Here is a 25,040-nt window from a genome sequence, read left to right as displayed (position 1 = left end):
GCGGGTAGGGTGCCGTCCCGGACCGTCGACAGACCCACGGTCCGCCGACAGACCTACGGGGTGCGCGCATGAGCGGAAAGATACGGACCCAGGACGGCCACGGCCGCCTCGGCAGCGTGCTGTCGGGGCTGGCCGTGGCCGTCGGCTGTGTGCTCTTCCTCGGCGGCTTCGTCTGGGGAGCGCTGCTCTACCAGCCGTACACCGTCCCCAGTGACTCCATGACCCCGACCATCGGCGTCGGGTCCAAGATCCTCGCCCAGCGCATCGACGGCGACGAGGTGCGGCGCGGGGACGTGGTCGTCTTCACCGACCCCCTCTGGGGCGGCGCGCCCATGGTCAAGCGGGTCGCCGCCGTCGGCGGTGACACCGTCGTCTGCTGCGACCGCGACGGCCGCCTCACCGTCGACGGCACCCCCGTCGAGGAGCCCTACCTGCGGCCCGGGCCCGACGGCAGGACCGTCGCCTCCGGCACGGAGTTCTCCGTCACCGTCCCGCGGGGCAACCTCTTCCTCCTCGGCGACGACCGGCGCACCTCGCTCGACTCCCGTACGCACATGGAGGAGGCCGGACAGGGCTCCGTCCCGCGCTCCGCCGTCGTCTCCCGGGTGGACGCCGTGGTCTGGCCCGCCAAGGGGCTCCTGGACCGTCCCACGGGCTTCGCGGGCCTTCCCGGCGGCATCTCCGAACCCGGGCCGGTGCGGCCGCTCCTCGCCGCGATCGCGGTCGGAGCGATCCTGGTCCTCGGCGGCGCGGCGTACGGACCGGTGGCCCGTCTGTTCACGCGCCGGCGCCCGGCGGGGCCGGGAGCCCGGGAGCGGGAGAAGGTGGGTACATGACGGACTTCGACTCGGCGCGGGCTCCGGAGTCGGGGCCCGCGCGGCGGCGGGTCGCCCGGGTCGTGCTCCTCGACCCCGACGACCGTGTCCTGCTGCTGCACGGATACGAGCCGGACGACCCGGCCGACACCTGGTGGTTCACCCCCGGCGGCGGCCTGGAGGGCGCCGAGACCCACGAGCAGGCGGCGCTGCGCGAGCTCGCGGAGGAGACCGGCATCACCGACGTCGACCTCGGACCGGTGCTCTGGAAGCGGTACTGCTCATTCCCCTTCGACGGTCGCCGTTGGGACCAGGACGAGTGGTACTTCCTCGCCCGCACCCGTGGAACCGGGGCCGCGCCCCGGCCGCAGGCCCTCACCGAGCTGGAGAACCGCAGCATCGCGGGCCTGAGATGGTGGACCTCCGCCGAACTGTCGGCGGCCCGTGAGACGGTGTACCCGACCAGACTCGCCGAGCTGCTGCGCACGCTGCTCGACGAGGGACCTCCGAGTGCCCCGGTCGATCTCGCCCCGGAAATCGTTTAGGGGCACGTTCGACTGGCGCACAATAGGGGGACGCACGGCTGAAGGGGAACATGCCATGAGCGCCGAGGACCTCGAGAAGTACGAGACCGAGATGGAGCTGAAGCTCTACCGGGAGTACCGCGATGTCGTCGGGCTGTTCAAATACGTCATCGAGACCGAGCGCCGCTTCTACCTCACCAACGACTACGAGATGCAGGTGCACTCGGTGCAGGGCGAGGTGTTCTTCGAGGTCAGCATGGCCGACGCCTGGGTCTGGGACATGTACCGACCGGCGAGGTTCGTCAAGCAGGTCCGCGTCCTCACCTTCAAGGACGTGAACATCGAGGAGCTCAACAAGAGCGACCTCGAACTCCCCGGCAGCTGAGAGCGCCCCTCACCCGCAAGGGTGAGGCGGTTCTCCACAGGCCCACGGCCGTCCACAGGCGCCACACGCGGAACCCACCCAGCCGTCACAGTCGGTGACGGAGGTGGTACCGCATGAACGCGATCGACGCGACCGACCAGAACACCAGCACGGATCCGACCGCCGGACGGTCCCGGACGACCCGGGCCCTCGGGCTGTACGGCGAAGAACTGGCCGCCCGCCGGCTCACCGCCCTCGGCATGCACATCCTCGCCCGCAACTGGCGCTGTGGCCGGACCGGCGAGATCGACATCGTCGCCCGTGACGGCGACACCCTCGTCGTCTGCGAGGTCAAGACCCGGCGCCTGGGCACCTACGAACACCCGATGGCCGCCGTCACAGCCCGTAAGGCCGACCGGCTCCGCCGTCTCGCCGCCTGCTGGCTCGACCGCCATGACAGCCCGGCGCCCTCCGGCGGCGTCCGCATCGACCTCGTCGGCATCGTCCTGCCCCGCCGCGGCGCCCCCGTCCTCACCCACGCCCAGGGGGTGGCCTGAGATGGGATTCGCCCGCACCTGCTCCGTCGCCCTCGTCGGCGTCGAAGGCGTCGTCGTCGAGGTCCAGGCCGACCTCGAACCCGGCGTCGCCGCCTTCACCCTCGTCGGCCTCCCCGACAAGAGCCTCAGCGAGAGCCGCGACCGGGTCCGCGCCGCCGTCGTCAACTCCGGCGCCGAATGGCCGCAGAAGAAGCTCACCGTCGGACTCAGCCCGGCCTCCGTCCCGAAGGGCGGCTCCGGATTCGACCTGGCCGTGGCGGCGGCGGTACTCGGCGCAGCCGAACGCATCGACCCCCGCGCCATCGCCGACCTCGTCCTCATCGGCGAACTCGGCCTCGACGGACGCGTCCGGCCCGTCCGGGGCATCCTGCCCGCCGTCCTCGCCGCGGCCGACGCCGGATACCGCCAGGTCGTCGTCCCCGAACAGACCGCCGGCGAAGCCGCGCTCGTCCCCGGAGTGTCCGTCCTCGGCGTCCGCAGCCTCCGTCAACTCATCGCCGTCCTCACCGACGAACCCGTCCCCGAAGAGGAACCCACCGAAGCGGGCAGGCCCGACGCCATGCTCGCGGGCCTCCTCGTCCCCGGAGCGGGCATCGGCACCGGACTCGCCCCCGACGCCACCGACGGCCCCGACCTCGCCGACGTCGCGGGCCAGCACCGTGCCCGCCGCGCCCTGGAAGTCGCCGCCGCGGGCAGCCACCACCTGCTGCTCTCCGGCCCACCCGGCGCCGGGAAGACCATGCTGGCCGAGCGCCTCCCCGGCATCCTCCCGCCGCTCACCCGACAGGAGTCACTCGAAGTCACCGCCGTCCACTCCGTCGCCGGCATCCTTCCGCCCGGCGAACCCCTCGTCCGCCGAGCCCCCTACTGCGCGCCGCACCACTCGGCCACCATGCAGTCCCTCGTCGGTGGCGGAAACGGCCTGCCCAGGCCAGGCGCCGTCTCCCTGGCGCACCGCGGGATCCTTTTTCTCGACGAGGCCCCCGAGTTCTCCGGCAAGGCCCTCGACGCCCTCCGTCAGCCCCTCGAATCCGGACACGTCGTCATCGCCCGTGCCGCCGGGGTCGTACGCCTCCCCGCCCGCTTCCTCCTCGCCCTCGCGGCCAACCCCTGCCCCTGCGGACGGCACACCCTGCACGGCGCCGGCTGCGAATGCCCGGCCGCACTCGTCCGCCGCTACCAGGCACGCCTCTCCGGACCCCTCCTCGACCGCGTCGACCTGCGCGTGGAAGTCGAACCCGTCACCCGTGCCGACCTCCTCGGCCAGGGCGACCGGGGCGAGACCACCGCCGCCGTCGCCGCGCGCGTCCACGAGGCCCGCGACCGCGCCGCCGCACGCCTCGCCGACACCCCCTGGAACGTCAACAGCGAGATCCCCGGCCACGAACTGCGCACCCGCTACCTCGCCGCACCCGGAGCCCTCGCCACCGCCGAACGCGACATCGAACGCGGACTCCTCACCGCCCGCGGTGTCGACCGGGTCCTCCGCGTCGCCTGGACCGTCGCCGACCTCGCCGGACACGACCGGCCGGACAGCCAGGACATCGCCCTCGCCCTCGAACTGCGCACCGGCATCAACCGCGGAGTACCCGTAGGGGCGGGGGAGCGCGCATGACCGGCCCCACCGCCATGGACGAACGGCGGGCCCGCGCCGCACTCAGCCGCGCCGTCGAACCCGGCGACGAACACGCCGGCCGCTGGCTCCGCCGGTACGGAGCAACCGGCTTCCTCGACCGACTGCTCCACACCGCCGACTCCGTCGACATCTCGGGGGACGAGCCCTTTCCCGGCACCGGCCGCAGGCGCGTCGCCTCCTGGCGGCTGCGCGCCACCGCGGCCGACCCCGACCGCGACCTCGACACCATCCGGGAACTCGGCGGCCGCTTCCTCGTCCCCGGCGACACCGAATGGCCTCGTCAACTCGACGACCTCGGAGACACCCGCCCCCTCGGCCTCTGGGTCCGGGGCCCCGCCGACCTCCGCACCTGGGCCCTCCGCTCCGTCGCCCTCGTCGGCGCCCGCGCCTGCACCCCGTACGGTGCCCACACCGCCGCCGACCTCGCCACCGGTCTCGCCCGCCAGGGGTGGGTCGTCGTCTCCGGAGCCGCCTACGGCATCGACGGCGCCGCCCACCGCGGCGCACTCGCGGCAGCCGGGGCCACCGTCGCCGTCCTCGCCTGCGGCGTCGACACCCCGTACCCCCGCGGCCACGACCAGCTCATCCGGCGCATCGCCGAACAAGGCCTCGTCGTAGGGGAGTTGCCGCCCGACAGTCATCCCACCGCGAGCCGCTTCATCCTCCGTAACCGCCTCATCGCCGCCCTCACCCGCGGCACCGTCGTCATCGAGGCCCAGCACCGCAGCGGGTCCCTCGTCACCGCCCGGGCCGCCGCCCGCCTCGGGCGCCACACCATGGGCGTCCCCGGACCCGTCACCAGCGCGCTCTCCGCGGGCGTCCACGAACTCCTGCGCGGCGACGCCACCCTCGTCACCGACGCGGAGGAGGTCATCGAACTCGTCGGCGACATGGGTCAACTCGCCCCGGCGCGCCGGGGGCCCGTACTGCCCCGCGACCTCCTCGCCCCCGCCGCCGCGCACATCCTGGAAGCGGTCCCCGCCCGCGGACCCACCCCCACGACCGTCATCGCACGCCGAGCCGGAACGGGCCCCGACGACACCCTCGCCAGGCTGTACGAGCTCCACTCGCTCGGGTTCGTCGAACGGCGCGGCGACGGCTGGCAGTTGACGAACACGGCCACGGACGCGTCGAACGCCCGGCGAGGCGGTACTTGACCTGGAGCATTCGGGTGAAAGGGTGATGACGATGAACAATCGAGTTCTCTCGGCCGCATCCGAGGGGCCGACACGCGCCACGGCCCGGGTTCGACAACGCGACCGAAGGCGTTCCCCCGGAGCGGCGCGATCCACCTCTGTTCGCGCACCGCGACCACGCACTCACGCTACGCTCACCAGGATTCCGTCCAGGACACTCCCACCGACACACCCGACAGCAGAACGGCTCAAGGCAACGCATGCCCCAGCACACCTCCGGGTCTGACCGCGCTGCGGTGCCCCCAGCGTCCCGGGGCACCGTGCGACCGCCCGCACCGACCTCCCTCGACGAACTGTGGCGGTCCTACAAGGACACGGGAGACGAGCGGCTGCGGGAACAGCTGATCCTGCACTACTCGCCGCTCGTCAAATACGTCGCCGGACGGGTCAGCGTCGGGCTGCCGTCCAATGTGGAACAGGCCGACTTCGTCTCCTCCGGCGTCTTCGGCCTCATCGACGCCATCGAGAAGTTCGACGTCGAGCGGGCGATCAAGTTCGAGACGTACGCCATCACCCGCATCCGCGGCGCCATGATCGACGAGCTCCGCGCCCTCGACTGGATTCCCCGCTCCGTGCGGCAGAAGGCGCGCAACGTCGAACGCGCCTACGCCACCCTCGAGGCCCAGCTCCGGCGCACCCCCTCCGAGAGCGAGGTCGCCGCGGAGATGGACATCACGCTGGAGGACCTGCACGCGGTTTTCAGCCAGTTGTCCCTGGCGAACGTCGTCGCCCTCGAAGAGCTGCTGCACGTCGGCGGGGAGGGCGGCGACCGCCTCTCCCTGATGGACACCCTCGAGGACACGGCCGCCGACAACCCCGTCGAGGTCGCCGAGGACCGTGAGCTGCGCCGGCTGCTCGCCCGCGCCATCAACACGCTCCCGGAACGGGAGAAGACCGTCGTCACGCTCTACTACTACGAGGGCCTCACCCTCGCCGAGATCGGGCACGTCCTGGGCGTCACCGAGAGCCGCGTCAGCCAGATCCACACCAAGTCCGTCCTCCAGCTCCGCGCCAAGCTGGCCGACGTCGGACGCTGACCCGCCGCGAGCCGGTCGTAGAGTGGAGCCGTGCCCAGGATCAGAGCGGCCTCGGTGGCCGAGCACCGGACGATGCAGCGCGGCGCCCTCCTGGACGCCGCGCGTTCCCTGCTGTCCGAGGGCGGTACGGAGGCGCTGACCTTCCCCGCCCTCGCCGAGCGCACGGGCCTCGCCCGCTCCTCGGTGTACGAGTACTTCCGGTCGCGGGCGGCCGTCGTCGAGGAACTCTGCGCCGTCGACTTCCCGGTCTGGGCCGCCGAGGTCGAGACCGCCATGGACGGGGCGCAGACCCCTCAGGGCAAGGTCGAGGCGTACGTTCGCAAGCAGCTGGAACTGGTCGGCGACCGGCGCCACCGCGCGGTCGTCGCCATCTCGGCGAGCGAGCTCGACGACGGCGCCCGCGAGAAGATCCGCGCGGCCCACGGCGGCCTCGTCGCCATGATCGTCGAAGCGCTCGCCGCCCTCGGCCAGCCCCGGCCCCGGCTCGGCGCCATGCTCCTCCAGGGCGTCGTCGACGCGGCCGTCCGCCGTATCGAACTCGGCGCGGCGGAGGACCCGACGGAGATCGCCGAGGCGGCGGTCACCATGGCCCTCCACGGCGTCAACGGCACCACGGCCTGAGCGCTCGGCACGGGGGAGTGTCTTCCCCTGGAACTCGGGGTTGAAGTTGCCGCTGCGGCAGCTCCTACCGTCGTGACCAGGGCCGGAGAGACCGGCCAGGCGAGACAGACACGTGCGGGAGTGGTGATGGACTGGCCGATCTCCGAGGTCGCCCGGATGTCGGGCGTGACCGCCCGGACCCTGCGCCACTACGACGAGACCGGCCTGCTGCCACCGGCCCGGATCGGCGCCAACGGTCACCGCTACTACGAGGAGCACCAGCTCCTGCTGCTGCAGCAGATCCTCGTGCTGCGGGCGCTGGGCGTCGGGCTGCCGGAGATCGGCCGGATCCTGTCCGCGCAGGTCGACGAGGCGGACGCCCTGCGGGGCCACCACCGGAGGCTGCTCGCGGAGCGCGACCGGCTCGACGCCCTGGCCGCCACCGTCTCGCGCACGATCGCCGAACTGGAGCAGTCCAGGAAGGACGGCAACCCCATGACCATCAACCGACCGGAGAACCTCTTCGAGGGCGTCCAGCCCTCCCACTACGCGGAGAACATGCGTGACTTCCCCGAGCTCGCGGAGGAAGTCGGACGGCGTGCCGCCGCGATGAGCCAGGCCGACGCCGAAGCCGGGCACCGTGAGCGCACCGCGCAGATGATCCGGCTGGCGGAACTCATGGCCTCGGGCCACCCGGCCGGCGCCGAACCGGTGCAGGCCGAGGTCGACGCCCAGTACCGGGCGCTGACCCGGCTGCGTACCGTCTCCGCCGAGGAGTACCGGGCCATCGGGCGTTCCTGCGTGGACAACGACGCCTGGCGCACCGCGTACGAGGCGATCGCCCCGGGGCTGGCCGCGTACCAGCGCGACGCCATCGAGGCCCACGTCACCGCCCGGCTGAGCTGAGCCGACGCACAGCCGCCCTCCCGGAGCGGAGGGCGGCGACCCCTCGTCATCCCCCGAGCGGCAGCAGGCGCGACGGCGGGCGGGGGACGAGGAGCAGGGGGTTCAGGTACAGGTCGCCTCTGAGGAGGCCCCAGTGCAGGCACGCCCGAGGGCAGTGGGTGCCCGGGGCCACCCGGGCGACGGGGGTGCCCGCGCGGACCTGGGTGCCCGCCTTCACCAGGGGCGCCACCGGGGAGAAGGTCGTGCGGAGCGGGGGAGCGCCCGTGCCCGGGAGGGTGAGGGTGAGGACCCCGCGTCCGCCGACCTGCCCCGCGAAGGTGACCGTCCCGGCCACCGGGGCCAGGACCGGGGCGTCCGCCGCGGCGGCCAGGTCGACCCCGCGGTGACCGGGGGCGTACGGGCCGGCCGGGGGCTGCCAGCCGCGGAGGATCTCGGGCGGCGGCGGGCCCACCGGCCAGAGCAGCCCGAGCGTGAGGATCAGCGTCGTGAGGAGCATGGGAAGAGGCTCCCCGGCGCGACCGGTCCGGACGGGCCCCGGACCGTATCTGTGGACTGCTCGCAGGTTGTGGACAGGGCCGTCACCCGACGCTCCCGGGGTCCCGTACACTTCCTATGGCGACTCGGGTCACCGGGTCGACTTCGCACGCCCCGCCACCGCCTCATCGGTGGTGGCAGCGCCTTTCGGTCCCTCGTGGGCATGGCGCGCCGGGGCGTCAGGAACACAACCGAGAAACCCAAGGAGATACGGCCATGGCCGTCGTCACGATGCGGGAGCTGCTGGAGAGCGGCGTCCACTTCGGTCACCAGACCCGTCGTTGGAACCCGAAGATGAAGCGCTTCATCTTCACGGAGCGCAACGGCATCTACATCATCGACCTGCTCCAGTCGCTGTCGTACATCGACCGCGCCTACGAGTTCGTCAAGGAGACCGTCGCGCACGGCGGCTCCATCATGTTCGTCGGTACGAAGAAGCAGGCGCAGGAGGCCATCGCCGAGCAGGCGACGCGCGTCGGCATGCCGTACGTCAACCAGCGTTGGCTCGGTGGCATGCTCACCAACTTCTCCACCGTCTACAAGCGTCTGCAGCGCCTCAAGGAGCTCGAGCAGATCGACTTCGAGGACGTCGCCGCTTCCGGTCTCACCAAGAAGGAGCTTCTCGTGCTCTCGCGCGAGAAGGCCAAGCTGGAGAAGACCCTCGGTGGTATCCGCGAGATGTCCAAGGTGCCCAGCGCCGTCTGGATCGTGGACACCAAGAAGGAGCACATCGCCGTCGGCGAGGCGCGCAAGCTCAAGATCCCGGTCGTCGCGATCCTCGACACCAACTGTGACCCCGACGAGGTCGACTACAAGATCCCGGGCAACGACGACGCGATCCGCTCCGTCACCCTGCTCACCCGCGTGATCGCCGACGCCGTCGCCGAGGGCCTCATCGCCCGCTCCGGCGCCGCGACCGGCGACTCGAAGCCGGGCGAGAAGGCCGCCGGCGAGCCGCTCGCCGAGTGGGAGCGCGACCTGCTCGAGGGTGAGAAGAAGGAGGCCTCCGAGGAGGTCGCCGAGGCTGCTGCCGAGGCCCCCGCCGCCGAGGCGCCGGCCGCCGAGGCCACCGAGGCTCCGGCCGAGGCCGCTGCCGAGGCCACCGAGGCTCCGGCCGCGGACGCCGAGCAGGCCTGACCCTTCAGGACCTTCGGGTGACGACGGCGGGGGCCCACGAAGCCCCCGCCGTCCACCCGTGGACCCGCCCGATCTTTCAGACTTCGAGAGAGAAACAGACTCATGGCGAACTACACCGCCGCTGACGTCAAGAAGCTCCGCGAGCTCACCGGCGCCGGCATGATGGACTGCAAGAAGGCCCTCGACGAGGCCGACGGCAACGTCGACAAGGCCGTCGAGGCCCTGCGCATCAAGGGCCAGAAGGGCGTCGCCAAGCGCGAGGGCCGCTCCGCCGAGAACGGCGCCGTGGTCTCCCTCATCGCCGACGACAACACCTCCGGCGTCCTCGTCGAGCTGAAGTGCGAGACGGACTTCGTCGCCAAGGGTGACAAGTTCCAGGCCGTCGCCGACAAGCTCGCCGCCCACGTCGCCGCCACCTCCCCGGCCGACCTGGACGCGCTGCTCGCCTCCGAGATCGAGGCCGGCAAGACCGTGCAGGCGTTCGTCGACGAGGCCAACGCCAACCTCGGCGAGAAGATCGTCCTGGACCGCTTCGCGCAGTACGCCGACGGCTTCGTCTTCTCGTACATGCACCGCACGATGCCGGACCTCCCGCCGCAGATCGGTGTCCTCGTCGAGTTCGACAAGGCCGACGCCGCCGTCGCCAAGGGCATCGCCCAGCACATCGCCGCCTTCGCGCCGAAGTACCTCACCCGTGAGGACGTTCCGGCCGAGGTCGTCGAGACCGAGCGTCGCGTCGCCGAGGAGACCACCCGCGCCGAGGGCAAGCCCGAGGCCGCGCTCCCGAAGATCGTCGAGGGTCGCGTGAACGGCTTCTTCAAGGACGCGACGCTGCTCGGTCAGCCGTACGCCCTTGACAACAAGAAGTCCGTCCAGCAGATCCTGGACGAGGCCGGTGTCACCCTGAAGCGCTTCACCCGCATCAAGGTCGGCATCTGAGTCCGTTCGCGAACGCGACGGACACCGGACCCCGGTAGGGTCTGAGGCAGTCGTCCGCGCCCGCGCAGGACGACCGCAGATCTGACGAGGAGGCCATTGCCGTACGGGATACCGCGAGGACCCACCGGCAATGGCCTTCGTCGTATGTGCACGAGGAGATCTCCATGAACCAGTCCGCCGTCCAGGGCGACGACATCCACGGCAAAAAGTCCGGCCGCTTCATGCTGAAGCTGTCCGGCGAGGCGTTCGCCGGCGGCGGCGCGCTCGGCGTCGACCCCGACGTCGTGCACAAAATCGCGCGCGAGATCGCCGCGGTCGTCCGCGACGGAGCGGAGATCGCGGTCGTGATCGGCGGCGGCAACTTCTTCCGCGGCGCCGAGCTGCAGGTCCGCGGCATGGACCGGGCCCGCTCCGACTACATGGGCATGCTCGGCACCGTGATGAACTGCCTCGCCCTCCAGGACTTCCTGGAGAAGGAGGGCATCGACTCCCGCGTGCAGACCGCCATCACCATGGGCCAGGTCGCGGAGCCGTACATCCCGCTGCGCGCCGTGCGCCACCTGGAGAAGGGCCGCGTGGTCATCTTCGGCGCGGGCATGGGCATGCCGTACTTCTCCACCGACACCACGGCCGCCCAGCGGGCCCTGGAGATCGACGCCGAGGCCCTGCTGATGGGCAAGAACGGCGTGGACGGCGTCTACGACTCCGACCCCAAGGCCAACCCCGACGCGGTCAAGTTCGACGCGCTGGAGTACGGCGAGGTGCTCTCCCGCGACCTCAAGGTCGCCGACGCCACCGCCATCACCCTGTGCCGGGACAACAACCTCCCGATCCTCGTCTTCGAACTGCTCACCGAGGGCAATATCGCTCGCGCGGTGAAGGGTGAGAAGATCGGCACGCTCGTGAGCGACCAGGGCACCCGGGCCTGACCCGAACCGGGGAACCGCCCCGCAAGGGGATGGACAGAGCCCTGCCGGTCGTACACCGTGCAGGACACAACGCGACGACACGCAGGAGCATGTGGTGATCGAAGAGACCCTCCTCGAGGCCGAGGAGAAGATGGAGAAGGCCGTCGTGGTCGCCAAGGAGGACTTCGCCGCGATCCGCACCGGCCGTGCGCACCCGGCGATGTTCAACAAGATCGTGGCGGACTACTACGGTGCCATCACCCCCATCAACCAGCTCGCGTCGTTCTCCGTTCCGGAGCCGCGCATGGCCGTGGTGACCCCGTTCGACAAGAGCGCGCTGCGCAACATCGAGCAGGCCATCCGGGACTCGGACCTCGGCGTCAACCCGAGCAACGACGGCAACATCATCCGGGTGGTGTTCCCCGAGCTGACCGAGGAGCGCCGTCGGGAGTACATCAAGGTCGCCAAGGGCAAGGCCGAGGACTCGAAGATCTCGATCCGCGCCGTCCGCCGCAAGGCCAAGGAGACCATCGACAAGTTCGTCAAGGACGGCGAGGTCGGCGAGGACGAGGGCCGCCGCGCCGAGAAGGAGCTCGACGACACCACCGCGAAGTACGTCGCGCAGGTGGACGAGCTGCTCAAGCACAAGGAAGCCGAGCTGCTCGAGGTCTGATGAACGACTCTTCCTGGGGGGCCCCGGGCGGCACCGGCCGTCGGGGACCCGACCAGGGGCCTGCCCCGGCGGGTCCCGCATACGATCGGCATCAGGCGGCGCAGACTCGGCCCATGCCCATCGTGCCCGACGTTCCCGCCGGCGGATTCCAGGACGGTCACGGCCGGGGGGCCGCTCACCCGAGCGGTCCCCTGTTCCGTGACGAGACGCCGCACGAGCACCCGCAGGAGCCCATGCCCAGCCACACCCCGCCTCCGCCGCCCGCGCCGACGGCGCCACGGCAGAAGAAGAGCGCGGGGCGCGATCTGGGTGCGGCCATAGGGGTCGGGGTCGGTCTCGGCGCCGTCATCATCGCCTCGCTGTTCATCTGGAAGCCGGCGTTCATCGGGGTGATAGCGGTCGCCGTGGTGGTCGGGCTCTGGGAGCTCACCTCCCGCCTCCAGGAACGCAAGGCGATCAAGGCTCCGCTGGTCCCGCTCGCGGTCGGCGGTGCGGCGATGGTCGTCGCCGGCTACGTCAGGGGTGCCGAGGGCGCCTGGGTGGCGATGGCGCTGACAGCGCTCGCGGTGCTCGTCTGGCGCATGACGGAACCGCCCGAGGGCTATCTGAAGGACGTCACGGCGGGGGTGTTCGCCGCGTTCTACGTGCCGTTCCTCGCGACCTTCGTGGCACTGCTCCTGACCGCCGACGACGGCGCGCAGCGGGTGCTGACCTTCCTGATCCTGACGGTGGTCAGCGACACCGGGGCGTACGCGATCGGCTGGCGCTTCGGCAAGCACAAGCTGGCTCCGCGGATCAGTCCCGGCAAGACCCGCGAGGGTCTGGTCGGCGCGGTGACGTTCGCGATGGCGGCGGGCGCGCTGTGCATGGAGTTCATGATCGACGACGGTGTCTGGTGGCAGGGCCTGGTCCTCGGTGTCGCGGTGGCGGCGAGCGCGACGCTCGGCGACCTCGGCGAGTCGATGATCAAGCGCGACCTGGGCATCAAGGACATGGGAACGCTGCTGCCGGGGCATGGCGGCATCATGGACCGGCTCGACTCGCTGCTGCCGACGGCGCCGGTGGTCTGGCTGCTGCTCGCACTGTTCGTCGGAACGGCTTGACGGACACCGGGTACTCTGGAAGGGCTCGTGGCGCGTGCGCCGCGGGCCCTTCCGTCGTCCTCGCCCCTGCGGGGATGTTCCAGTGAGGTCTCCTGGCTCCGGCATCGCGATGCCGCGGTCCCCGTCTTCCGGGGATGCCAGACCTCGTGCCGTCTGAGGAGACACCCGATCGTGGCCCGTCCCGTGCCCGGAGAACTCACTTTCGTCGCCCCCCGCGGAGCCAAGAAGCCGCCGCGGCACCTGGCCGACCTCACTCCCGAGGAGCGGAAGGAGGCCGTCGCCGCGATCGGCGAGAAGCCCTTCCGCGCCAAGCAGCTGTCGCAGCACTACTTCGCGAGGTACGCGCACGACCCCGCCCAGTGGACGGACATCCCGGCCGCCTCGCGGGAGAAGCTGGCCGGGGAGCTGCTGCCCGACCTGATGTCCGTGGTGCGGCACATCTCCTGCGACGACGACACCACCCGTAAGACCCTGTGGCGGCTGCACGACGGCACGCTCGTCGAGTCGGTGCTCATGCGCTACCCGGACCGGGTGACCATGTGCATCTCCTCGCAGGCCGGCTGCGGGATGAACTGCCCGTTCTGCGCGACGGGGCAGGCCGGGCTCGACCGGAACCTGTCGACCGCCGAGATCGTGCACCAGATCGTCGACGGCATGCGCGCGCTGCGCGACGGCGAGGTCCCCGGAGGCCCGGCGCGGCTCAGCAACATCGTCTTCATGGGCATGGGTGAGCCGCTCGCCAACTACAAGCGGGTCGTCGGCGCCATCCGGCGGCTGACCGACCCCGAGCCGGACGGCCTCGGCCTCTCGCAGCGCGGGATCACCGTCTCCACCGTCGGACTCGTGCCGGCGATGCTGCGCTTCGCCGACGAGGGCTTCAAGTGCCGCCTCGCGGTCTCGCTGCACGCCCCCGACGACGAGCTGCGCGACACCCTGGTGCCGGTGAACACCAAGTGGAAGGTGCGCGAGGTCCTCGACGCGGCCTGGGAGTACGCGGAGAAGTCCGGGCGCCGGATCTCCATCGAGTACGCGCTCATCCGGGACATCAACGACCAGGCCTGGCGCGGCGACCTGCTCGGCAGGCTGCTCAAGGGCAAGCGGGTGCACGTCAACCTGATCCCGCTGAACCCGACGCCCGGCTCGAAGTGGACCGCGTCCCGTCCCGAGGACGAGAAGGCCTTCGTCGAGGCCATCGCGCGCCACGGCGTGCCGGTGACCGTGCGGGACACCCGCGGTCAGGAGATCGACGGTGCCTGTGGACAGCTCGCGGCGTCCGAACGCTGACCTTGTACTCTGAGCTCGAACACATCTCCATATTCCGACAGGGGAGCGCCACAGCGCTGAGAGTGCGGTCACCGTAGGACCGCAGACCCTCTGAACCTTGCCCAGGTCATTCTGGGTAGGAAGTTCGGTCGTTAACTCAAGCTGTTGCGCCCTGCCCGCGTCCGGTTCCGCCGGTCGTGGGCAGGGCCGCGTCTCTTCCTGGTCATACCCAGGAGGAATCTCAGTGACCATCAAGAAGACCGCTGCCGCCGCGATCGTCGCGGCGCTCGGCGTCACCACCCTGGCCGCCTGCGGCACGGAGGACGCCCGCGACGCCGCCGGCAAGTCCGGCGCGCCCACGCCGAAGACCGTGACCCTCGTCAGTCACGACTCCTTCAACGCCTCCAAGGAGGTGCTGGCGGAGTTCACCAAGCAGACCGGTCTCACCGTCAAGGTCCTCAAGGCCGGCGACGCGGGCGAGGCCGTCAACAAGGAGATCCTGACCAAGGGCTCCCCGCAGGGCGACGTCTTCTTCGGCGTCGACAACACGCTGCTCTCCCGCGCCCTCGACAACGGGATCTTCGTCCCGTACGAGGCCAAGGGCGTGGACCGGGTCCCGGCGGAGTACCGGCTCGACAAGGAGAACCGGGTCACGCCGGTCGACTCCGGCGACATCTGCGTCAACTACGACAAGAAGTACTTCGCCGACAGGAAGCTGGCGCCGCCGCAGACCTTCGACGACCTGGCGAAGCCCGCGTACAAGAACCTCCTCGTCGTCGAGAACCCCGAGCGGTCCTCGCCGGGCCTCGGCTTCCTCCTCGGCACGGCCGCGAAGTACGGCGACGACGGTTGGCAGGACTACTGGACGAAGCTCAAGGCCAACGGCGTGAAGACCGTCGACAGCTGGGAGCTCGCCTACAACCAGGAGTTCTCCGGCTCGGCCGGCGGCAAGCAGGCCAAGGGCGACCGGCCGCTCGTCGTCTCGTACGCCTCCAGCCCGCCGGTCGAGGTGCTGTACGGCGAGCCGCAGCCGAAGGTGGCGCCCACCGGCGTCTCCACCGGCACCTGCTTCCGGCAGACCGAGTTCGCGGGCCTGCTGAACGGGGCGAAGAACCCCGAGGGCGGCAAGGCGCTGATCGACTTCCTGATCTCGAAGAAGTTCCAGGAGGACATGCCGCTCCAGATGTTCGTGAACCCGGTGGCGAAGGACGCGGTGCTGCCGGAGCTGTTCACGCAGCACGGTGTGGTCGTCGAGAAGCCGGAGACCATGGCGCCGGAGAAGATCGCCGAGAAGCGTGACGCGTGGATCCAGCAGTGGTCGTCGCTCGTCCTGAAGTAGTGCGGGACCTCCGGGGGAGCGCGGCGCGGCTGGGGCTCATGGCCCTGCCCGTCGCGTTCTTCGGGGTCTTCTTCGCCTGGCCCGTCGCGTCGATCGTCGAGCGGGGGCTGCGCCCCGACGGGACCTGGCGGTTCGGGCGGATCGGCGAGACGCTGAGCCGGCCGGACATCCTCGACGTGCTCGGCTTCACCCTGTGGCAGGCGCTCGCCTCCACCGGTCTGACGCTGCTCGTCGCCCTGCCCGGCGCCTACGTCTTCGCCCGCTTCGACTTCCCGGGCAAGAGCGTGCTGCGGGCCGTGGTCACGGTGCCGTTCGTGCTGCCGACGGTCCTCGTCGGCACGGCGTTCCTGGCGCTCGTCGGCCGCGGCGGTCTCACGGACGAGCTGTGGGGGCTGCGGCTCGACACCAGTGTCTGGGCGATCCTCCTCGCGCACGTCTTCTTCAACTACGCCGTCGTCGTGCGGACCGTCGGCGGCCTCTGGTCCCAGCTCGACCCGCGCCAGGAGGAGGCCGCCCGGGTCCTCGGCGCGTCCCGCTGGACGGCCTGGCGCACGGTGACGCTGCCCGCGCTCGTGCCCGCGGTGTCGGCGGCGGCCCTGATGGTGTTCCTCTTCACCTTCACGTCCTTCGGCGTCGTGCAGATCCTCGGCGGGACCACGTACTCCACCCTGGAGGCCGAGATCTACCGGCAGACCGCGCGGCTGCTCGACCTGCCGACGGCCGCCGTCCTGACCCTGGTGCAGTTCGCGGCGGTCGGCGCGATCCTGGCCGTGCACGCCCGGACCGTACGGCGACGGGAGACCGCGCTGCGTCTCGTACCGCCGGAGCGGACCGCGCGGCGGCCGCGCGGCGCCGGACAGTGGGCGCTGCTCGGCGGCGTCCTGCTCTCCGTGGCGCTGCTGATCCTGCTGCCGCTCGGCGTGCTCGTGGAACGTTCCTTCGCCGGGCCGCACGGGTACGGGCTCGGTTACTACCGGGCGCTCGGCTCCCTCGACGAGTCCGGCACCTTCCTCGTACCGCCGCTCGAGGCGATCGGGAACTCGCTGCGGTACGCGGTGGCCGCCACCGGCATCGCGGTGCTGATCGGCGGGCTCGCGGCGGCGGCCCTCACCAGGAGGGCGGGGCGCCTCGTACGGGGCTTCGACGCGCTGCTCATGCTGCCGCTCGGGGTCTCGGCGGTCACCGTCGGCTTCGGCTTCCTCATCACCCTCGACGAACCGCCGTTCGACCTCCGGGCCAGCTGGATCCTCGTCCCCCTCGCACAGGCCCTGGTCGGCGTCCCCTTCGTCGTACGGACGATGCTGCCGGTCCTTCGCGCGGTCGACGAGCGGCTGCGGGAGGCGGCGGCCGTGCTCGGCGCGTCCCCGTGGCGGGCCTGGCGGGAGGTGGACCTGCCGATGGTGCGGCGGGCGCTGCTCATCGCCGCCGGGTTCGCCTTCGCCGTCTCGCTCGGCGAGTTCGGCGCGACGGTCTTCATCGCCCGGCCCGACAGCCCGACGCTTCCGGTCGCGGTGGCCAGGCTCCTCGGCCGGCCGGGCGAACTCAACTACGGCCAGGCCATGGCCCTCTCGACGATCCTCATGGTGGTGTGCGCGGTGTCCCTGCTGCTGCTCGAACGGCTCCGGACCGACCGCACCACGGGGGAGTTCTGATGCTGAGACTCGACGGGGCGACCGTACGGTTCGGGGACCGGGCCGCGCTCGACGCCGTGGACCTGGAGGTCGCCGACCACGAGATCGTGTGCGTCCTCGGTCCCAGCGGCAGCGGCAAGTCCACGCTGCTGCGGGCCGTCGCGGGGCTCCAGCCGCTCGACCGCGGCCGGGTGCTGCTCGGCGGCGCCGACCAGAGCGGGGTGCCGACGCACCGGCGCGGCCTCGGCCTGATGTTCCAGGACCATCAGCTGTTCCCACAGCGGGACGTCGGCGGCAACGTCGCCTTCGGCCTCAGGATGCGCGGGGACGGGAAGGCCGAGCGGGCCGAGCGGGTCCGGGAGCTGCTCGACCTCGTCGGCCTGCCGGGGGCCGAACGGCGCTCCGTCGCCGCGCTGTCCGGCGGCGAACAGCAGCGGGTCGCGCTGGCCAGGGCGCTCGCGCCCCGGCCCCGGCTGCTCATGCTGGACGAACCCCTAGGACAGCTCGACCGGGGGCTGCGCGAGCGGCTCGTCGTGGAGCTGCGGCAGCTGTTCGGACGGCTGGGCACGACGGTCCTGGCGGTCACCCACGACCAGGGCGAGGCGTTCGCGCTCGCGGACCGGGTGGTGGTCATGCGGGACGGGCGCATCGCCCAGTCGGGTGCGCCCGTCGAGGTGTGGTCCCGGCCGGCGACGGAGTTCGTGGCCCGCTTCCTGGGCTTCGACAACGTGGTGGCGGCGCGGGTGAGCGGCACGGTCGCGGACACGGTGTGGGGGAAGGTCCCGGTGCCGGAGGGCTCGCCGCAGGGCGAGCGGCGGCTCCTCGTCCGGCCGGGCGGGGTCAGGCTCGCACCGGCCGAGGGGGCGCCGGTGTGGACGGTGGAGTCCCGGACGTTCCGGGGCAGCCGGGTGGCCGTGCGGCTGCGCCCGGCGGACGGCCCGCCGCTGGACGCCGAGCTTCCGCTGCGGGAGGTGCCGGAGGAGGGCGCCGGGGTGGGGGTGGCGTTCCGTGCGGAGGACGTGGTGGTGCTGGGGGACGACGGCCCGTAGCGGCACGAGCGGGTGACACCGGTGGCGGGTGCGATGAGTTTTCTCCGCCCGGGGAGTCTCATGGGTGTGCGGTCGTCTCTTCGTCGACCACGCGTGTCGGCCACTCAGGAGGAAAGCCGTGAGCCAACTGCTCAGAGTCCAGAACTTCATGGTCTCGTCCGACGGGTTCGGTGCCGGTGAGGGCCAGAGCCTCGAGCGGCCGTTCGGCCATGCCGATCCCGGGGAGATGTTCTCCTGGGCCGGTGCCACGGCGAGCTGGCCCATGCGTACCGACTCCGGGGGCAGCCGTGGCCTCGACGACTACTTCACGCGGGACTTCTCCCGCAACATCGGTGCCGAGATCATGGGTCGCAACAAGTTCGGGCCCCAGCGCGGGCCCTGGCAGGACCACGAATGGCTCGGCTGGTGGGGCGACGAGCCGCCGTTCCACACGCCGGTGTTCGTCCTGACCCACCACCCGCGCCCCTCGTTCACCCTTTCCGACACCACGTTCCACTTCGTCGACGCCGACCCGGCCACGGTGCTCGACCGGGCGCGGGAGGCGGCGGGAGGCAAGGACGTCCGGCTCGGCGGCGGGGCGACCACCGTCCGGGAGTTCCTCGACGCCGACCTCGTCGACACCCTGCACGTCGCGGTCGCGCCGGTGAAGCTCGGCTCCGGGGCACGGCTCTGGGAGTCGCCCGACGAGCTGCTCGACCGGTTCCACCGCGATGTCGTGCCCAGTCCGAGCGGCGGGGTGATCCACCACCTGTACTGGCGGAAGTGAGCCGGAGGCCCGCGTGCCCAGGGGGTGCACCGTCCGCACGCTGCGCGGGCCGCGCGCTGGTAGGCGAGGGTCGCGCGGGCCAGGGCGAGGCCGTAACAGGAGAAGCCGCCGTAGGCGACGGCGGCCACCCAGGGAGCGTGGTCGGCGAGACCGGTGCTGATCGCCCCGAGGGCGGCGAGGGCCGCGCCCGTCGCGTACAGCAGTGACCAGAGGAGGGCGGCGGGACCGGCCCAGGTCGGCCAGTCGGCCAGGAGTCTCTTCGGAGTCATGCTCCGAGCGTCCCGGCGCCGGGCCCCGGGGGGGCGTCGGCCCGGGAGCCGGTCCCGCTCCGCCGTGCGGCGGAGACCGGCGACGCCTTCGTGCGGCGTTCCCGCCCGTCCGGGATCTCGCCGATCGAGTCCACCCGTTCGAGCGGGCCGCGGGCGGTGGGACGACCCCTGGTGCGGGGTTTCAGCCCGTCAGCGGCAGGGCGGCCAGCTCCGCCACCGCCCAGGTCAGAGGGACGAAGACCGCGAGCAGGACGCCCGCCCGCATCAGGGCCGCGGTGCGCAGGACCGTCGGAGGGGCGCCGATGCGCAGGAGGGCCTCGGTGGTGTGGGCACGGCCCTGCTTGGATTCCAGGGCGGCGGTCAGGAGGGTGGCCGTGGTGCAGCCGAGGATCAGGGCCGCGCCGAGGCTGGTGAGCGGGCCGAACGCGTCGGAGCTCGCGTCCGAGTCGTACAGCGCCGCCGCCGCGAGCGTGCCGGAGAGCACCGCGCTGACCACGCCGAGCGGTCGGCCGATACGGCGGGACTCGTCCATCAGGACGCGGCCTGCGAGCAGTCGGGTGGCGCCGGGCCGGACCGCCTGGAGGAGGCGTCCGCAGCCGTGGGTGATGCCGGGGCCGGCCATCGCGAGGCCGATCGCGGTGAGGACCCAGCCGGCCAGGACGCCCGCAGGGTTGCCGTCGAAGCGTCCCGGCAGCGGGAGCGCGCTCCCGGAGCCGCCGCGGCCCGCGTACGTCTCGACGGCCAGGCCGACCGCGACCAGGGCGACGCCCCACGGCAGGCCGGAGGGCACCGGCTTCGCCGCTCCCTCGGCCGGGGCGGGCGCGGTGCGCGGGCGCAGCGCGAGGCCGGCGGCCGTGGCGGCGGCGATCGGGAGGACCGCGAGCAGGGTGAGGGCGGCCGCGAGCGGGATCGGCTGGTCGGCGGCGAGGAGTTCGGCGGCGGCCCCGTCGAAGGGCAGGCCGGTGATGTCGCCGCGCAGGTGCAGGTAGAACAGCAGCGCGACCATGGAGCCGAGGGTGCAGGCGACGGCGGTGGAGGCGGCGGCGATGGCCGTGAGGCGGGCGGGGCCGAGGCCGACCGCCGAGAGTCCGGGCCTGGGGCGGGTGGCGGGGTCGGTGCGGGCCACCGCGACGGCGAACTGGACGGTGGCGGCGAGCGGCAGGACGCACCAGAGGAGCCGCAGCACGGACGCCGAGGACCGTTCGGGGTGCCCGACGGCGTATCCGAGGGTGCAGAGCAGCAGGAAACCCACCCCCGCGGCCGCGGCGGCGACGAGGAGCCGGCGGGTCAGGACGAGGGGGTGGGCCCCGCGGGCTAGACGGAGAGAGAGCACGCGGCGACGCCCTCCGCCCCTGACGCCGGGGGTACGGCGCCGACCCGTCGTCCGTCGAGGAGCGCGACCGTGCGGTCGGCGAGCGCCGCGACCTCGCCGTCGTGGGTGGCGAGGAGCACGGTGATGCCGTGCGAGCGGGCGGCGGCCGTCAGGGTGCGCAGGACCTGTGCGCCGTCGGCGCGGTGCAGGGTGGCGGTGGGTTCGTCCGCGAAGAGCACCGTGGGGGTGGTGACCAGGGAGCGCGCGATGGCGATGCGCTGGCGCTGCGAGTGGGTGAGGGCGTGCGGCCGTTTGCGGGCGCAGGCGCCGATGTCGAGGCGCTCCAGCCACTCCATGGCGGCGGTCTTCGCGGCCCGGTGGGAGACCCCGCGGAGCAGCAGGGGCAGGGCGGTGTTCTCCCAGCCGGTGAGTTCGGGGACGAGGCCCGGCTCGGGGTCGATCCAGCCGAAGCGGTCGCGCCGGAGCCGCTCGCGGTCGGCGGGGCCGAGCGTGTGGACGGGGCTGCTGTTGAACCAGACCTCGCCCTGCTGGGCGAGGAGCTGGCCGGACAGGCAGCGCATGAGGGTGGTCTTGCCGCTGCCGCGCGGTCCGACGAGGGCGAGGATCTCGCCTTCGCGGACGCCGAGCGAGACGCCGCTGAGCGCGTCAGAGCCGCCCAGGGCGCAGTGCAGGGAACGCGCCCAGAGCACGTCGTTGTCCGGTGGGGCCATCGCGTACACCTCGATGTCGGATCCGATACTCGCTTTCCCCCGTCCGGGGGAACGAAGGACGGGCCTGTCGGTCACTGGGCACCGTAAGGATTCAGATCCGCTCATACGGACAGCACACGGCCCGGGCCGCCTCCATCCACTCGGATGGAGGCATGCCCGGGCCGGGGTCACGCCGTGAGGGCGGCGTGATGCTGGGGGGACCCTTTAGAGCTTGGTCCACGCCTCGGTGAGCACCGAGCGCAGGATGCCTTCGATCTCGTCGAAGGTGCCCTGGTCGGCGATCAGCGGCGGGGCCAGCTGGATGACCGGGTCGCCACGGTCGTCGGCACGGCAGTACAGGCCGTTCTCGAAGAGCGCCTTGGAGAGGAAGCCGTACAGGACGCGCTCGGTCTCCTCGTCCGTGAAGGACTCCTTGGTGACCTTGTCCTTGACGAGCTCGATGCCGTAGAAGAAGCCGTTGCCGCGGACGTCGCCGACGATCGGGAGGTCGTGCAGCTTCTTCAGGGTGTCGAAGAAGTTGCCCTCCTGGTCGAGGACGTGCTGGTTCAGGCCTTCCTTGTCGAAGATGTCCAGGTTGGCGATCGCGACCGCCGAGGACACCGGGTGGCCACCGAAGGTGTAGCCGTGGAGGAAGGTGTTGTCGCCCTTGTAGAACGGCTCCGCGATGCGGTCGGAGACGATGCAGGCACCGATCGGGGAGTAGCCCGAGGTCATGCCCTTGGCGCAGGTGATCATGTCGGGCACGTAGCCGAACTTGTCACAGGCGAACATCGTGCCGAGGCGGCCGAAGGCGCAGATGGTCTCGTCGGAGACGAGCAGCACGTCGTACTGGTCGCAGATCTCGCGGACCCGCTGGAAGTACCCGGGCGGCGGCGGGAAGCAGCCGCCGGCGTTCTGCACCGGCTCCAGGAAGACGGCGGCGACGGTGTCGGCGCCCTCGAAGAGGATCTCCTGCTCGATCTGGTCGGCGGCCCAGCGGCCGAAGGCCTCGGGGTCGTCGCCGTGGATCGGGGCGCGGTAGATGTTGGTGTTCGGCACCTTGTGCGCGCCGGGGACCAGCGGCTCGAAGGGGGCCTTCAGGGCCGGCAGACCGGTGATGGACAGGGCGCCCTGCGGGGTGCCGTGGTAGGCGACCGCACGCGAGATGACCTTGTACTTGGTGTGCTTGCCCTGCAGCTTGAAGTACTGCTTGGCGAGCTTCCACGCGGTCTCGACGGCCTCGCCGCCACCGGTGGTGAAGAACACCTTGTTCAGGTCACCGGGGGCGTAGTCGGCCAGACGCTCGGCGAGCTCGACGGCCTTGGGGTGCGCGTACGACCACACGGGGAAGAACGCGAGCTCCTTGGCCTGCTTGTACGCGACCTCGGCCAGCTCCTCGCGGCCGTGTCCGGCGTTGACCACGAAGAGACCCGCGAGACCGTCGAGGTAGCGCTTGCCCTTGTCGTCGAAGATGTAGGTGCCCTCACCACGCACGATGGTGGGAACGGGCGAGTTCTCGTACGACGACATGCGCGTGAAGTGCATCCACAGGTGGTCGTACGCGGTCTTTGAGAGGTCGCTTCGGGACTGGGTCACGATTATCGAGTTCCCCACATATAGGTCTGCTTCTTGAGCTTGAGGTAGACGAAGCTCTCGGTGGAGCGCACGCCGGGGAGGGTGCGGATGCGCTTGTTGATCACATCCAGCAGGTGGTCGTCGTCCTCGCAGACGACCTCCACCATGAGGTCGAAGGAGCCCGCGGTCATCACCACGTACTCGCATTCGGCCATGGCCGTGAGCGCTTCCGCGACCGGATCCAGGTCACCCTCGACGTTGATGCCGACCATCGCCTGCCGTCGGAAACCCACGGTGAGCGGGTCGGTGACGGCGACGATCTGCATGACGCCCTGATCGAGCAGCTTCTGGACGCGCTGCCTCACGGCGGCTTCGGAGAGGCCGACGGCCTTTCCGATCGCCGCGTAGGGACGGCGCCCGTCTTCCTGGAGCTGTTCGATGATCGCCAGGGAGACGGCGTCGATCGTCGGGGAGGAACCGCTTCCGGTTCTGGAGTCTGTGCTTCGACTGGCCACGACTTCACTGTGCACCGAGATTGTCTGTCGCGCAAGCCCGGAGTGATGTAATTCGTTGTCAGCGGGTCCCGATCTCACTGAATCCGAAGTTGAGGGGGGTCGGGGCTGTTGAAAGCGTCAGTCGAGCGACTAGGCTGAGGTGTCTCGCCCATCGGGACACCGCACAAGGACGTGCGACGACAGAACGTGACAGGAGGGGTGGCAAGTGACCACCGAGCTGCGCCGGCTGCGTAACTACATCAACGGGGAGTTCCGCGACGCGGCCGACGGCCGCACCATCGAGGTGGTCAACCCGGCCACCGGCGAGGTGTACGCCACCTCCCCGCTCTCCGGGCAGGCCGACGTCGACGCCGCCATGGAGGCCGCCGCGGCCGCCTTCCCCGCCTGGCGAGACAGCACCCCGGCCGAGCGCCAGAGGGTGCTCCTCAAGATCGCGGACGCCTTCGAGGAGCGCGCCGCGGACCTGATCGCCGCCGAGGTCGAGAACACCGGCAAGCCGGTCGCCCTCACCGCGAGCGAGGAGATCCCGCCGATGGTGGACCAGATCCGCTTCTTCGCCGGTGCGGCGCGGATGCTGGAGGGCAAGTCCGCGGGTGAGTACATGGAGGGGATGACCTCGATCATCCGCCGTGAGCCCGTCGGCGTCTGTGCCCAGGTCGCGCCGTGGAACTACCCGATGATGATGGCCGTGTGGAAGTTCGCCCCGGCGCTCGCCGCGGGCAACACCGTCGTCCTCAAGCCCTCGGACACGACCCCCGCGTCGACCGTCCTGATGGCGGAGATCATCGGCCAGATCGTCCCCAAGGGCGTCTTCAACGTCGTCTGCGGCGACCGTGAGACGGGCAAGGCCATGGTCGAGCACCCGACCCCGGCGATGGCCTCCATCACCGGCTCGGTCCGGGCCGGCATGCAGGTCGCCGAGTCGGCGTCCAAGGACGTCAAGCGCGTCCACCTGGAGCTGGGCGGCAAGGCCCCCGTCGTGGTCTTCGAGGACACCGACATCGACAAGGCCGTCGAGGACATCGCGGTCGCGGGCTACTTCAACGCCGGCCAGGACTGCACGGCCGCCACCCGCGTCCTCGTGCACGAGTCCATCCACGACGAGTTCGTCGCCGCGCTCGCCAAGGCCGCCGCCGAGACGAAGACCGGCCGGCCGGACGACGAGGACGTGCTCTACGGCCCGCTCAACAACGCCAACCAGCTGAAGCAGGTCGCCGGCTTCATCGAGCGCCTCCCGGCCCACGCCAAGGTCGAGGCCGGCGGTCACCGCGTCGGCGACAAGGGCTACTTCTACGCCCCGACCGTCGTCTCCGGCCTCACCCAGGACGACGAGATCGTGCAGAACGAGGTCTTCGGCCCGGTCATCACCGTCCAGTCCTTCACGGACGAGGCGCAGGCCCTGGAGTTCGCGAACGGCGTCGAGTACGCCCTCGCGTCCTCCGTCTGGACCAAGGACCACGCGCGCGCGATGCGCATGTCCAAGGCGCTCGACTTCGGCTGTGTGTGGATCAACACCCACATCCCGCTGGTCGCCGAGATGCCCCACGGCGGCTACAAGAAGTCCGGCTACGGCAAGGACCTCTCCGCCTACGGCTTCGAGGACTACACGCGCATCAAGCACGTCATGACCTCCCTGGGCTGATCCTCCGGCCCCGCCACCGCGGCCCCGACATCCTGATCGA

The 25,040-nt window shown here is 71.3% G+C and carries 25 protein-coding genes; 20 read left to right on the top strand and 5 right to left on the bottom strand.

Translation table 11 applies throughout. The features are described 5' to 3' along the window. Window positions 1–68 precede the first annotated feature (68 nt). From lepB to IO20_RS0123405, 9 genes are all read left to right on the top strand, one after another. The gene (gene lepB / locus IO20_RS0123445) at window positions 69–836 is read left to right on the top strand and encodes a signal peptidase I (RefSeq protein WP_030551023.1); all 768 of its coding nucleotides are present in this window, start codon (window positions 69–71) and stop codon (window positions 834–836) included. Beyond that, window positions 833–1,360 carry an NUDIX hydrolase gene (locus IO20_RS0123440; protein WP_051874512.1) on the top strand — a complete coding sequence of 176 codons (528 nt, stop codon included), beginning with the start codon at window positions 833–835 and terminating at the stop codon, window positions 1,358–1,360. Before lepB ends, IO20_RS0123440 begins: the two co-directional genes overlap by 4 nt. 55 nt (window positions 1,361–1,415) lie before the next feature. After that, window positions 1,416–1,724 (top strand): DUF2469 domain-containing protein, encoded by a 309-nt coding sequence (locus IO20_RS0123435; protein ID WP_005311352.1) that lies wholly within the window; start codon window positions 1,416–1,418, stop codon window positions 1,722–1,724. A 113-nt stretch (window positions 1,725–1,837) separates the two neighbouring features. Continuing rightward, window positions 1,838–2,260: a YraN family protein gene (locus IO20_RS0123430; protein WP_078946031.1), complete on the top strand. Its 423-nt coding sequence runs from the start codon at window positions 1,838–1,840 to the stop codon at window positions 2,258–2,260. 1 nt (window position 2,261) lies between these two features. After that, on the top strand, window positions 2,262–3,875 hold the full coding sequence (locus IO20_RS0123425) for a YifB family Mg chelatase-like AAA ATPase (RefSeq protein ID WP_030551016.1): 1,614 nt from the start codon (window positions 2,262–2,264) through the stop codon (window positions 3,873–3,875). Then, entirely contained in the window at window positions 3,872–5,053 is a 1,182-nt protein-coding gene (gene dprA / locus IO20_RS0123420) for a DNA-processing protein DprA (RefSeq protein ID WP_030551014.1), read from the top strand. The genes IO20_RS0123425 and dprA overlap by 4 nt, the downstream gene beginning before the upstream one ends. 239 nt (window positions 5,054–5,292) lie before the next feature. Beyond that, window positions 5,293–6,129 (top strand): RNA polymerase sigma factor WhiG, encoded by an 837-nt coding sequence (gene whiG / locus IO20_RS0123415; protein ID WP_030551012.1) that lies wholly within the window; start codon window positions 5,293–5,295, stop codon window positions 6,127–6,129. Between the two features lie 72 nt (window positions 6,130–6,201). After that, complete coding sequence (locus IO20_RS0123410) at window positions 6,202–6,750, top strand: TetR/AcrR family transcriptional regulator (RefSeq protein ID WP_037636136.1); 549 nt, start codon at window positions 6,202–6,204, stop codon at window positions 6,748–6,750. Between the two features lie 126 nt (window positions 6,751–6,876). Further along, window positions 6,877–7,635, top strand: coding sequence for a MerR family transcriptional regulator (locus tag IO20_RS0123405; protein WP_030551008.1), 759 nt, complete (start codon window positions 6,877–6,879; stop codon window positions 7,633–7,635). A 46-nt stretch (window positions 7,636–7,681) separates the two neighbouring features. Here the strand turns inward: IO20_RS0123405 and IO20_RS0123400 are convergent, their stop codons facing one another. After that, a complete protein-coding gene (locus IO20_RS0123400; RefSeq protein ID WP_030551006.1) occupies window positions 7,682–8,131 on the bottom strand; it encodes a peptidoglycan DD-metalloendopeptidase family protein in 450 nt (149 codons plus the stop codon). 254 nt (window positions 8,132–8,385) lie between these two features. Here IO20_RS0123400 and rpsB point away from each other — a divergent pair, with 254 nt between their 5' ends. The 10 genes from rpsB to IO20_RS0123350 all read left to right on the top strand — a co-directional run bounded on the left by rpsB (window position 8,386) and on the right by IO20_RS0123350 (window position 18,977). Next, window positions 8,386–9,306, top strand: coding sequence for a 30S ribosomal protein S2 (gene rpsB / locus IO20_RS0123395; RefSeq protein ID WP_030551004.1), 921 nt, complete (start codon window positions 8,386–8,388; stop codon window positions 9,304–9,306). Between the two features lie 102 nt (window positions 9,307–9,408). Continuing rightward, window positions 9,409–10,245, top strand: coding sequence for a translation elongation factor Ts (gene tsf, locus IO20_RS0123390; protein WP_030551002.1), 837 nt, complete (start codon window positions 9,409–9,411; stop codon window positions 10,243–10,245). Window positions 10,246–10,409: 164 nt separating this feature from the next. Continuing rightward, window positions 10,410–11,174 (top strand): UMP kinase, encoded by a 765-nt coding sequence (gene pyrH / locus IO20_RS0123385; protein ID WP_030551000.1) that lies wholly within the window; start codon window positions 10,410–10,412, stop codon window positions 11,172–11,174. 94 nt (window positions 11,175–11,268) lie between these two features. Beyond that, window positions 11,269–11,826 carry a ribosome recycling factor gene (frr, locus tag IO20_RS0123380; RefSeq protein ID WP_030206433.1) on the top strand — a complete coding sequence of 186 codons (558 nt, stop codon included), beginning with the start codon at window positions 11,269–11,271 and terminating at the stop codon, window positions 11,824–11,826. Continuing rightward, window positions 11,826–12,929 carry a phosphatidate cytidylyltransferase gene (locus IO20_RS0123375; protein WP_030550998.1) on the top strand — a complete coding sequence of 368 codons (1,104 nt, stop codon included), beginning with the start codon at window positions 11,826–11,828 and terminating at the stop codon, window positions 12,927–12,929. Before frr ends, IO20_RS0123375 begins: the two co-directional genes overlap by 1 nt. 171 nt (window positions 12,930–13,100) lie before the next feature. Next, window positions 13,101–14,213, top strand: coding sequence for a dual-specificity RNA methyltransferase RlmN (gene rlmN / locus IO20_RS0123370; protein ID WP_030550997.1), 1,113 nt, complete (start codon window positions 13,101–13,103; stop codon window positions 14,211–14,213). Window positions 14,214–14,436: 223 nt separating this feature from the next. Further along, window positions 14,437–15,531, top strand: a complete 1,095-nt coding sequence (locus IO20_RS0123365) for a thiamine ABC transporter substrate-binding protein (RefSeq protein ID WP_030550996.1) — start codon at window positions 14,437–14,439, stop codon at window positions 15,529–15,531. A 38-nt stretch (window positions 15,532–15,569) separates the two neighbouring features. After that, window positions 15,570–17,183, top strand: coding sequence for an ABC transporter permease (locus IO20_RS0123360; protein WP_030550995.1), 1,614 nt, complete (start codon window positions 15,570–15,572; stop codon window positions 17,181–17,183). Further along, complete coding sequence (locus IO20_RS0123355; protein WP_030550994.1) at window positions 17,183–18,211, top strand: ABC transporter ATP-binding protein; 1,029 nt, start codon at window positions 17,183–17,185, stop codon at window positions 18,209–18,211. Before IO20_RS0123360 ends, IO20_RS0123355 begins: the two co-directional genes overlap by 1 nt. 118 nt (window positions 18,212–18,329) lie before the next feature. Continuing rightward, window positions 18,330–18,977, top strand: a complete 648-nt coding sequence (locus IO20_RS0123350; RefSeq protein WP_030550992.1) for a dihydrofolate reductase family protein — start codon at window positions 18,330–18,332, stop codon at window positions 18,975–18,977. Window positions 18,978–19,427: 450 nt separating this feature from the next. Here IO20_RS0123350 and IO20_RS0123340 read toward each other — a convergent pair whose 3' ends face one another. The 4 genes from IO20_RS0123340 to IO20_RS0123325 form a co-directional block, all read right to left on the bottom strand. Next, window positions 19,428–20,579, bottom strand: coding sequence for a hypothetical protein (locus IO20_RS0123340; RefSeq protein ID WP_030550990.1), 1,152 nt, complete (start codon window positions 20,577–20,579; stop codon window positions 19,428–19,430). Continuing rightward, entirely contained in the window at window positions 20,561–21,289 is a 729-nt protein-coding gene (locus IO20_RS0123335) for an ABC transporter ATP-binding protein (RefSeq protein ID WP_030550987.1), read from the bottom strand. Before IO20_RS0123335 ends, IO20_RS0123340 begins: the two co-directional genes overlap by 19 nt. Before the next feature lie 204 nt (window positions 21,290–21,493). Continuing rightward, window positions 21,494–22,864: an aspartate aminotransferase family protein gene (locus IO20_RS0123330; RefSeq protein ID WP_030206463.1), complete on the bottom strand. Its 1,371-nt coding sequence runs from the start codon at window positions 22,862–22,864 to the stop codon at window positions 21,494–21,496. 2 nt (window positions 22,865–22,866) lie between these two features. Continuing rightward, window positions 22,867–23,373: an Lrp/AsnC family transcriptional regulator gene (locus tag IO20_RS0123325; RefSeq protein WP_037629050.1), complete on the bottom strand. Its 507-nt coding sequence runs from the start codon at window positions 23,371–23,373 to the stop codon at window positions 22,867–22,869. A 190-nt stretch (window positions 23,374–23,563) separates the two neighbouring features. Between IO20_RS0123325 and IO20_RS0123320 the strand changes: the two genes are divergently transcribed. Next, a complete protein-coding gene (locus IO20_RS0123320; RefSeq protein ID WP_030550984.1) occupies window positions 23,564–25,000 on the top strand; it encodes a gamma-aminobutyraldehyde dehydrogenase in 1,437 nt (478 codons plus the stop codon). The last annotated feature ends 40 nt before the right edge of the window (window positions 25,001–25,040 follow it).

It is taken from the genome of Streptomyces exfoliatus, from assembly GCF_000725545.1.
Lineage (GTDB): Bacteria > Actinomycetota > Actinomycetes > Streptomycetales > Streptomycetaceae > Streptomyces > Streptomyces exfoliatus.
This window is presented reverse-complemented; position numbering and strand designations above follow the sequence as displayed.

Coding starts and splice junctions, on each gene's coding strand:
- IO20_RS0123335 (WP_030550987.1), bottom strand. CDS start 21,289: ATGGCCCCACCGGACAACGACGTGCTCTGGGCGCGTTCCCTGCACTGC.
- IO20_RS0123425 (WP_030551016.1), top strand. CDS start 2,262: ATGGGATTCGCCCGCACCTGCTCCGTCGCCCTCGTCGGCGTCGAAGGC.
- IO20_RS0123405 (WP_030551008.1), top strand. CDS start 6,877: ATGGACTGGCCGATCTCCGAGGTCGCCCGGATGTCGGGCGTGACCGCC.
- IO20_RS0123410 (WP_037636136.1), top strand. CDS start 6,202: ATGCAGCGCGGCGCCCTCCTGGACGCCGCGCGTTCCCTGCTGTCCGAG.
- IO20_RS0123355 (WP_030550994.1), top strand. CDS start 17,183: ATGCTGAGACTCGACGGGGCGACCGTACGGTTCGGGGACCGGGCCGCG.
- tsf (WP_030551002.1), top strand. CDS start 9,409: ATGGCGAACTACACCGCCGCTGACGTCAAGAAGCTCCGCGAGCTCACC.
- dprA (WP_030551014.1), top strand. CDS start 3,872: ATGACCGGCCCCACCGCCATGGACGAACGGCGGGCCCGCGCCGCACTC.
- whiG (WP_030551012.1), top strand. CDS start 5,293: ATGCCCCAGCACACCTCCGGGTCTGACCGCGCTGCGGTGCCCCCAGCG.
- IO20_RS0123400 (WP_030551006.1), bottom strand. CDS start 8,131: ATGCTCCTCACGACGCTGATCCTCACGCTCGGGCTGCTCTGGCCGGTG.
- IO20_RS0123430 (WP_078946031.1), top strand. CDS start 1,838: ATGAACGCGATCGACGCGACCGACCAGAACACCAGCACGGATCCGACC.
- IO20_RS0123435 (WP_005311352.1), top strand. CDS start 1,416: ATGAGCGCCGAGGACCTCGAGAAGTACGAGACCGAGATGGAGCTGAAG.
- IO20_RS0123360 (WP_030550995.1), top strand. CDS start 15,570: ATGGCCCTGCCCGTCGCGTTCTTCGGGGTCTTCTTCGCCTGGCCCGTC.
- IO20_RS0123440 (WP_051874512.1), top strand. CDS start 833: ATGACGGACTTCGACTCGGCGCGGGCTCCGGAGTCGGGGCCCGCGCGG.
- lepB (WP_030551023.1), top strand. CDS start 69: ATGAGCGGAAAGATACGGACCCAGGACGGCCACGGCCGCCTCGGCAGC.
- pyrH (WP_030551000.1), top strand. CDS start 10,410: ATGAACCAGTCCGCCGTCCAGGGCGACGACATCCACGGCAAAAAGTCC.
- rpsB (WP_030551004.1), top strand. CDS start 8,386: ATGGCCGTCGTCACGATGCGGGAGCTGCTGGAGAGCGGCGTCCACTTC.
- IO20_RS0123375 (WP_030550998.1), top strand. CDS start 11,826: ATGAACGACTCTTCCTGGGGGGCCCCGGGCGGCACCGGCCGTCGGGGA.